Genomic DNA, 8,430 nt, shown 5'->3' on the forward strand with positions numbered 1-8,430 from the left:
GAAAGGAGATAAAAGCGCGCGTTTTATTTGGTGGTGCCCTTTTCTTTGGTTCGTTTCTTTTGGGCAAGCAAAAGAAATGAACATGCGCGGTTTTAAATGCGGGGCTGTAGTTTACAATCCACTATTGCGTATGGCCTTTAGCACGATCACAAAGCACTTCAACTAAAAGCGTTTTATTTTATGGAATAGCTCCGCGTATTAGACAAATTCTTTTCTGAACACCCCTGTTCGGTGTTCGACATTCAAGAATGCCCACCGCCTACCGCCGCCGGTCCTTCACCATCGCAAACGTCCGCTTCAAGATTTGCAGCGTATTTGAGCTGATGGTTGCATTCGGCAGGACTTCGCAGACCATATCGTAACAGCGTTGGGGGCGTTTGGGGTCGGTGTCGTTACTGGCTTCGAGGCAGAAGCGTGTGACGGCTTCATCGTCTGCCTGGCCAATTGCTACCCGGTTGAAATCAAAAATAGTGTTGTACTGAAACCAGTTTACCACGAAGGCGCTATTGTCGAATCGCCATTTCTGTTGCATGGTTTCGTCGAGCAAGGCGGTGACTGTTGTTGCCGGGATCGCATGCAACGTGCTTTCGCAGGTGCGACAAGCCACGTAGCGTATTTTACCAACGCCTTCAATGATTTTTGTGGCTTGCTCAAATCGGGTTAAATCCTGTGCACAAAAAATACGTCCAATTGCATTGCTAGACGGTTCATGGATCAGGTCAATGATTCTGGCTATCAATTTCTTTCGCGCCGGCTCTGTCCACGGGTGCTCCATTCGCTCAATAAGCGGTGACACAATTCTGACATCCCCCTGGGCGGCTAACATGTTGAATACAGTTGCGTCTGTCTCAGAGCCAAAGAACGCAAGGGCGTATGCTGTGACGAGCTGGTATTCTCCCAACCGACGGAGTGCTTCCAGCGCCTTTTCTCGAACCAGCGGTGCCGGATCACCCAATTTCTTGATCAAGGGGCGGATGGCGGTACCATGCTTCAGCATTCCCAGTGATTCACAGGCAGCTGCGCGGACCTGGAGGTTTCTATCGTCGAGGCAACCCGTCAGATCGTCCAGTGCACGTTTGTCCCTGATTTGGCCGAGCGCTTCAGCTGCGTACTGTCGGATGATCGCGTGGTCGTCTTTTAATTGCGCTGAGATTATGCTGACGGCATTCAAGTCCCGGAGCTTTCCAAAAGCCCGTAATGCAGCAAGGCGTACCGGCTCTTCCGTTTCTCGCTCCAGGTGCGTGATCATGGGTGCTGAGGCAAGGGGATGATTCAGTTGCCCAAGGGCATCGTAGGCAGCTTCACGTACGCTTGCGTCCTGGTCATCAAGGGCATAAATGAGTGGATGTACAGCATCAGCTTCACCCAGCCGCACGAGATGCGCGCATGCACGCCGGCGCTCGTCCCATGTACCATCTTTTATCTGGTTGCTGTAGAACTCAAAATCTGTCATGCGACCTGCCGTGGGCGGGGGATTTGCAGCCAAAGGATGTGGATTGCTCTGACTTGATGGATCTTGTAGCAGCAAGTTACGACGCAAGCGACCCAAGCGTTTCCTTAAAGGCCGGCGGAATGCTGTTGATACCCTTCAGCGCACGTTTTACTTTTTTTATTTGTTTCTCATCCAATTCGTTCAGGTAGGGTGCTAAACGGTCCAGCGGGTCGAGTGTTTTTGCTTTGACCAGCGCACTTACAAGGTCAGGAATAACTTTAGAAGTCAGGATTTTGTCTTCTATCGCTCGTTCTGCAAACAGCACTTCTTTGCCATCAACCAACAGGTTTTCAGGATCTACCAGTCGCGTAGGGACTGCCAACTTCCAGAATTCAGCATAGGCAGCCGCATCCATGCTCTTGATGCCAGACTTGATTCGCCATTTGTCTATGGGCAAGTTCCAGCCACCATCTCCCCAAATGAGAAGCAGGCTTTTTAGTTTTTGATGGGGATGTTCTTCAAGCAAAGCTGCAAGGGCTTTGCGTTCTGCTTTTTCTGGTGCAGCGAACCCCGATTCCTGGTAGGCAGCAAACAGGTGCTGCAGGAGTTCTTTGGTGTTAAATCCATCCTGGATGCTATCCAGTAAATCGATAGGCTGCATATTGGCTGACACAACAGGATGCAACCGGGTAGCAATAACTTTGGGCAGTTTTGCGCTGAGTTGCCGAAGCATTCTATGGGCTACAACTTTTTTGTTGGCTTCGAGTAGTGAAGCGAGGAGGGATTCAGATACACCGTCAAGTGCCTTGAGGTCGCCTTCTTTGTTGTCGAGATAGTTTGTGACCAGAAAGGCTTCCCGCTTGTTGGCGTGGATGGTATCGTACTTGCCTTGTGTCAGCATGGCGTCTACCCAGCGCCCGTACGATGTGATTGGGGTAGCCAGTTCACCCGTGTACTGTACTTGCCGGTCCGCTGCATCTACCAGGATATAGACTTTTTGTCGCGGCTTTTCGCTAAAACCGGTGCCCCAGCAATAGGTAATATTGAGTTTGCCACCTCGCTCAAAAAAAGTGTCAAAACTGCAGTATGGAAGGATTTGCGGCGGGACAACCGTCAGCGCGTGTTGCACTGCGGCTTCTATTTCTTCTGTTGATCCAATAAAAGCCACGGCAGCCCTGTCATCTGCAACGGCTTTGTGATTGATGGCAAGCTGCGCCAGTTGTCTGAATGTGTCAGCGTCCCATGTTTGCGCAGGAGATTTTGCGGACGGAATGTCGAGCAGCACTTCTGCTATATTGCTGCTTTGCTTGTCACCTTTAGCCAAAGCTGCTTCGGTGGTATCGACCAGTACGCCGAGCTCAAAGAGCTGCATCGGGTTGATGTTAGCCGCTGCAAACTCGGCCGTCCTAAAAATGAGGCAATGCGCGACATACAGACCAGAGCGACCGGCATTGTCTTGTCCGCTTACCGGTGTAACCTGTCCGACAACAAGCTTGTCTGTGCCCAGTCGAAAGCAAATGCGTTTAACGGGATTGTGGTCTCCTGTAATGTAAAAGACGCGTTCTTCAATGTCAGCGACTTCCTCTTCAGAAAGGCCGTCGTGCGTGTAGAACAGGGTTTGGAAACCAGCCGTTTTGGATGGTGATTCGTTGCGTTCTACGTTGGCGTAAATGTGTTGCCAGGCGTAAAGCTTTGGCATGGGTTATCCGGGTAAACGTTAAAAAACACGAATGAGTCGGCATCCGAAAATGCGCATGCGCTGGGTTGCATCAACAGGGACAACAGTTTCCTGCATAGGGCGAAAAGTATTCGGGTAGAAGCCGGTGTCAGGCCGGCCCAGTCCCACCCACGATTCGCCGTCCAGGGCCCATTCTACGATGCCTTCCTGCATTAAACTAAGGTCCAGCAAGGTATGCGGTTCAGTCTGCAGGATACGTTGTAGCCAGCTTTGTGCCGGTTCGCTTGCACAATACGCTTCAATCTCTTCCAGGTACGGATCGCAGCGTTCATATTGCAGGGCGTCATACACGGCACGCCACTCTTCAACAGCCGGCAAAGCGTAGTCAGAAGTTGGTTCTTCATTGTCGAGCCAAACGGCAAACTGCAAAGCCTCTTCTGGTAAGATGCCGGTCATGATATCATGCTCGATCCTTGGCCTGGTGCCGGCTTTTTTTTGTGGCTGATTCAAGGCACTGGCATGCTGGAATATGGTATCGAATATCGGGTCGGATGTCGCAAACGATGCAAACTGATTTTTGGTGACGGGCCAAAGTTGCGCATCAAACCCCAGGTCGGACAAATGGACCAGCGGGAAGCCTGTAAGATCAGATGAAAAGGAGATCCGCATCTGGAGATTCTGTCGATTATTTAAAAATGGATTTCCATAGGGTTGCGAACCAGCCCTTGCTTTTTGTTGCAGGCACAGGGCGATAGCCTGGGTTCAATGCCGCCGCCTGCCGTTCGTAGAGCCGTCGTTGTCGAACGGACTGGGTACGCTCCAGGGTCCACAGCAAAGGGTCGAGAATACGGCGCGGTTTGATTTTAACCGAAAGATTGCCTTCTTCGTCGGGTGCTGCGCCTAAAGCGGAAATAATCGAGAAATGGACCGAGGCAAATCGATCTTTAGCCAATGTGAGAAATTGTCGCGCCCCAAGGGTGTCGTGCGTGTAGCGGTTTAGTAAGTCGGAAATTACGTACATCTGGGCGACGTAGCTGTTGATGTCTTGTAGCCGGCTCCAGTCGTCTTTCATCATATACTGCTTGACCTGCGGGTACCCATCGAGGTCGTTCAGCATCGCATCGCCGCAGGTAAACACAATAATCAGGTGCTGCTTGCGCGTATCCGCATTCATATCAGCCATACCCTGGATATAGGAATACAGCAAGCGCTCAAGTTCTACACCCGGATTGGACGATGAATCTACCGTTTTTTTGAGCTGCGGCAGACTGACAAGAAAAAGTGCGGTGCCTGCGCGGCGCACAAAGCCGGCGTACCGCCCGATGTCTTGTGTCCGCATAAACGCCTCGCCGGCTGTATCGTAGAACAGCAGGGTGGCTTTACCGCTGTTTGTTATGGGCAGGCTGTTGACCTGCAGGAGGGTAGGTTCAGGAAAGATTTTGGGATTGGGGGGTGGCAGTTTGCCGGCGTCGAGTGATTTGGCATTCTCAAATACCACTTCCAGGCTCGGGTCGTTTATCGGAAACATGTAGAATTCAGGCCAAAATTGACCCAAATCCATCCGGGCAAGGGTGTAATAGAGCGTGCTGAGGGCAACGGTTTTTCCATGCGCACGGTGTCCAATTACGCTTACCACAACAGGCGGATATTTCTTATAATCGTCAACATAGAGGCGTGGAATGGGCTGGCTACAATCTGCCTTTGGGCATACGTATTGAAACGTGCCGTTGTCGTTTACCTCTTTTTTAAATTTGACCTTCTCAAGGCAAAACGGGCAGATCATAAGGTGCAGTTACTTTCGAACGGCTTCTACAGCGTAGTATCGTGGTGTGAAGAGGCGTAATAGCGGGCGGATGCCTATCCGTCGTACCGGACTATTCCATTGCTCTGAACGCACTATGGTCCAACCAGCTTTTTCGAGGAGCCAGTCAAACTGCCAGGGCTCAAATTCATGAAAATGCCGATCACGCGGGTCGCGCGGATTATGGTAGGCTTTTGTGAACCACAGGTCGAGTGGGACCGTCACAAAAAGATGTTTGGCCTCAATGGCTTGCAGTACACCCAGCGGATTCAGCAGGTGTTCCAGAATTTCAAAAGCCGTTACAACATCAACTTGTTGCGCAGCAACTTCTTCAGGCGTATCGTCAAGGTCTGCTTTTGTGTTGAAGACTTCAAATCCTTCATTGCGCATGATGGCGGCAAAAGGGTTGTCTTCTCCTAAATCCAGTATGCGCGCCGGCGGTTGCAGGCCTTTGCGCATGAAGTCAAGCGTACGCTGGTAGCGCAGTTTGAGGGCGGGATTTGATGCAGAGTATTCAGCTACGCTCATGGAAATTATTGGGCCGGGGAGCGGTGCACGGGCGTGTCTTTTTCTATGCTTTGATAGACGGCAAGCAAGGTTTTGACTTCATTGTCCCAGTTGTAGTGCTCGGTGATGGCCTTATAGCCCCGTTGACCCATTTGTTCCGCTTTTTCAGGGTCGTTGAGCAGGGTTTGTAGACCCGTTGCAATGGCTTCCGGCTTGAGTGGATCTACCAATAAACCGCAATTGTGGCGCTCAACGATGGGGCGAATTGTCGGCAAATCGGAGACCACGACAGGCAACCCGGCTGCCATGTACTCAAACAGCTTGGTTGGGAAAGCGCTCAGGTGTCGATCTATGGGATGTCTTGTAATGACTCCAATCCGAACACCGGAAAGGAGCTTGATTAATCCGGTGCGGTCGATCCAGCCCTGGAAGTCTACCTTTGCCCAACCCGGCATGTTTTCAACGCGTGTTTTCAGGTCGGTTGGATAAAAGGTGCCGGCCAGTTGCAGGCGTGTAGTGCCTTCTACGTGGTTGAGGGCGTCTACCAGTTCTGTTACGCCTCGCACCGCGCTGATGCCACCGGCAAAGCCAATATGGGATGGCCGGCTGGCGTAGGGTACATGCTTGCACGCCGAGAATTCTTCCAGCATCGGGTAGTTGCGTACCAGCGATACCTTTTTTTGCGGGAAGTAGTCTGCGATAATGGGTTCAGCAGCGATGACATGGTTGAGCATGCGGCCGGCTGCCCATTCCAGCATCCGCATAAACAACCCTATTGGCCGGCGCAGTGGCCGCGGGATCCAGTGCTGGTACATCATTTGGCGGGGCGAATCTTCATGGGCGTCGTAAATGACGCGCCGGCCCCGAAGTTTGAGCAGCAACATGAAAGGCAGCAGTTCCCCGTCATGAAAATGGAAAATGGCGTCCCGGTTTTCTTTCAGTGCAGCTTTATACACGTCCCGCGTTGTCTTTTTGAGGCGCTCCCGACCATTGGCTGGCCGCGGCACGGCTCGAATCTGTACACCGTCCACAACTTCGTCCTGGGTGTGGGGGACAATAAGGGTGACCCGGTAGCCTGCTTTGGCTAATGAGCGGCATTCTTTCTGAAACACGCGTGTGTCAAACGGTCGGTGGGTCGACGTCAGGTGTATGCTTTCCCCAGCTGCGTGCTGCATCATGGATGGCAAAGATGGATAATGGTGGCTAAAGGGTGTTTACGTGTAGCATAGGCAGAGGCATAGCCAAATGCGCCGGCCTTTTGTTGGGCAATTCTTAGCTGTGCATAGCCCAGCATTTGACACGTGAATGTACGAGAAAGTTTGAACTTGTGTCGCTGCTTTTATGATTTGCGTGTGGATATGCCGGCACCTGAGTAACAAATATAGAAGCTGGATATACAACTTTATGGTTTGCATGCCCACATTACCCGTACATCCAATTGTAAACGTTCAGTTGCCGTGCAAAAATACATAGATCTGATTGCAGCCAGCTACAAGGGATACGCTTCGTACCTCTGGCAAGAAATTCTCAATCCGCACTGGACCAACTATTTTTACTGGTTGATTGCGGTGTCTCTGCTCTTTTTTGCCCTTGAGCTTGCAAAGCCCTGGCGGAAGAACCAGGCCCAGTTCCGCCAGGATTTCTGGTTGGACTTCTTCTACATGTTTTTCAACTTCTTCCTGTTCTCGCTCATCATTTACAATGCAGCGTCAGATGTAGTTGTTAACCTGTTTAATGATTTTCTGGGCATATTTGGTATTACCAATCTTGTTGCCATTCACCTGGATAGTTGGCCGGCATGGACGCAATTGCTGGCGCTGTTTGTTGTGCGCGATTTTATGCAGTGGAATATTCACCGGCTGCTGCATCGGGTGCCTTTTCTATGGGAGTTTCATAAAGTGCACCATTCTGTGAAGGAAATGGGTTTTGCGGCACATTTGCGCTTCCACTGGATGGAGAACGTGGTTTATAGGGTCCTGGAGTATATTCCGCTGGCCATGATTGGCTTTGGAATCGATGATTTTTTCGTGGTTCACCTGTTTACGCTGGCCGTTGGACACTTTAATCACTCGAACTTCACGATCAATCTGGGTATTTTGAAGTATATATTTAATAATCCACAGATGCATATATGGCATCATGCAAAGGAATGGCCTGAATCCCATAGATTTGGCGTGAACTTTGGATTGACTCTCAGTATCTGGGATTATCTGTTCGGAACTGACTACGTGCCTCATAGCGGGCGCGACATTGAGCTAGGTTTCGAAGGGGTTGATTCGTTCCCCAAAACGTTTCTCGCCCAAAGCCTTCATGGCCTCCCGTTTTCTCTCCGCGATACCGAGGAGCCCCACGAGAACGGTAGCGACGTGGAGTCCGCCACAACTTGATATTTTTTTGATGACGACTAGAAGATTTTTCTTCTTTGCAATCGTCCTCTCTTTTGTGATCGTTACTGTGCCGCTTTATTGGCCCAGTCTCACGCCGAAGGTTGGATCAGATGCATTGATAGAATTTATTGGAGATGGCGAAGCCCCGGCCATTCTCGACGTACGGACCAAAGCTGAATTTGACACGGGTCATCTGCCCAATGCAATTCATGCATCCGTGTTTTCTCTTTTTACAGAGCACAAGAACCTCGCAATTTCAGAGCAGGAAACCCTTGTTGTGTATTGTGGCACCGGGTTGCGTGCCCGGGTAGGCGCCCTAATTCTGCGTATGGCCGGCTACACCTCGGTCTATATGCTCGAAGGGCAATTCAACGGCTGGAAAAGAGACGGATATCCGGTGATTCGGGTATAGAATGTCAAATTGTCTCTTCGTTTAAATTGCTTGTATAAGCCATAAGAAGCCGCTTTTTGCGGCTTTTTTGTCTTGATTTTCATTTCAAATCAACCCACGATTCATCCTTAACCCCTATCTTGCCCAAGTGCCGGGCTGCTTTACTTTGCGACCTGTCTTTCTTACAATCTCAATGCAATATGCCGATTGCACGTATAGGAAGTAAGCGGCGTA

General features: G+C 50.7%; 8 protein-coding genes. 2 read left to right on the top strand and 6 right to left on the bottom strand.

The window, feature by feature from the left end; translation table 11 throughout:
- Window positions 1-259 precede the first annotated feature (259 nt).
- From AAF564_24130 to AAF564_24155, 6 genes are read right to left on the bottom strand one after another with little or no spacing between them, the layout of a single operon-like run.
- A complete protein-coding gene (locus tag AAF564_24130; GenBank protein ID MEM8488658.1) occupies window positions 260-1,486 on the bottom strand; it encodes a HEAT repeat domain-containing protein in 1,227 nt (408 codons plus the stop codon).
- 43 nt (window positions 1,487-1,529) lie between these two features.
- A complete protein-coding gene (locus AAF564_24135) occupies window positions 1,530-3,131 on the bottom strand; it encodes a hypothetical protein (GenBank protein ID MEM8488659.1) in 1,602 nt (533 codons plus the stop codon).
- Window positions 3,132-3,149: 18 nt separating this feature from the next.
- Window positions 3,150-3,779, bottom strand: coding sequence for a hypothetical protein (locus AAF564_24140; protein MEM8488660.1), 630 nt, complete (start codon window positions 3,777-3,779; stop codon window positions 3,150-3,152).
- A 16-nt stretch (window positions 3,780-3,795) separates the two neighbouring features.
- Window positions 3,796-4,893, bottom strand: a complete 1,098-nt coding sequence (locus AAF564_24145) for a hypothetical protein (GenBank protein ID MEM8488661.1) — start codon at window positions 4,891-4,893, stop codon at window positions 3,796-3,798.
- A gap of 9 nt (window positions 4,894-4,902) precedes the next feature.
- Entirely contained in the window at window positions 4,903-5,439 is a 537-nt protein-coding gene (locus AAF564_24150) for a methyltransferase domain-containing protein (protein ID MEM8488662.1), read from the bottom strand.
- A gap of 5 nt (window positions 5,440-5,444) precedes the next feature.
- Window positions 5,445-6,596: a glycosyltransferase family 4 protein gene (locus AAF564_24155; protein MEM8488663.1), complete on the bottom strand. Its 1,152-nt coding sequence runs from the start codon at window positions 6,594-6,596 to the stop codon at window positions 5,445-5,447.
- A gap of 279 nt (window positions 6,597-6,875) precedes the next feature.
- On the opposite strand from AAF564_24155, the gene AAF564_24160 reads away from it, so the two are divergent.
- Both AAF564_24160 and AAF564_24165 read left to right on the top strand, forming a co-directional pair.
- The gene (locus tag AAF564_24160) at window positions 6,876-7,805 is read left to right on the top strand and encodes a sterol desaturase family protein (protein MEM8488664.1); all 930 of its coding nucleotides are present in this window, start codon (window positions 6,876-6,878) and stop codon (window positions 7,803-7,805) included.
- 10 nt (window positions 7,806-7,815) lie between these two features.
- The gene (locus AAF564_24165; GenBank protein ID MEM8488665.1) at window positions 7,816-8,217 is read left to right on the top strand and encodes a rhodanese-like domain-containing protein; all 402 of its coding nucleotides are present in this window, start codon (window positions 7,816-7,818) and stop codon (window positions 8,215-8,217) included.
- Window positions 8,218-8,430: the final 213 nt, after the last annotated feature.

This window comes from Bacteroidota bacterium (assembly GCA_039111535.1).
GTDB lineage: Bacteria > Bacteroidota > Rhodothermia > Rhodothermales > JAHQVL01 > JBCCIM01.

Coding starts and splice junctions, on each gene's coding strand:
- AAF564_24150 (MEM8488662.1), bottom strand. CDS start 5,439: ATGAGCGTAGCTGAATACTCTGCATCAAATCCCGCCCTCAAACTGCGC.
- AAF564_24165 (MEM8488665.1), top strand. CDS start 7,816: ATGACGACTAGAAGATTTTTCTTCTTTGCAATCGTCCTCTCTTTTGTG.
- AAF564_24135 (MEM8488659.1), bottom strand. CDS start 3,131: ATGCCAAAGCTTTACGCCTGGCAACACATTTACGCCAACGTAGAACGC.
- AAF564_24155 (MEM8488663.1), bottom strand. CDS start 6,596: ATGATGCAGCACGCAGCTGGGGAAAGCATACACCTGACGTCGACCCAC.
- AAF564_24140 (MEM8488660.1), bottom strand. CDS start 3,779: ATGCGGATCTCCTTTTCATCTGATCTTACAGGCTTCCCGCTGGTCCAT.
- AAF564_24145 (MEM8488661.1), bottom strand. CDS start 4,893: ATGATCTGCCCGTTTTGCCTTGAGAAGGTCAAATTTAAAAAAGAGGTA.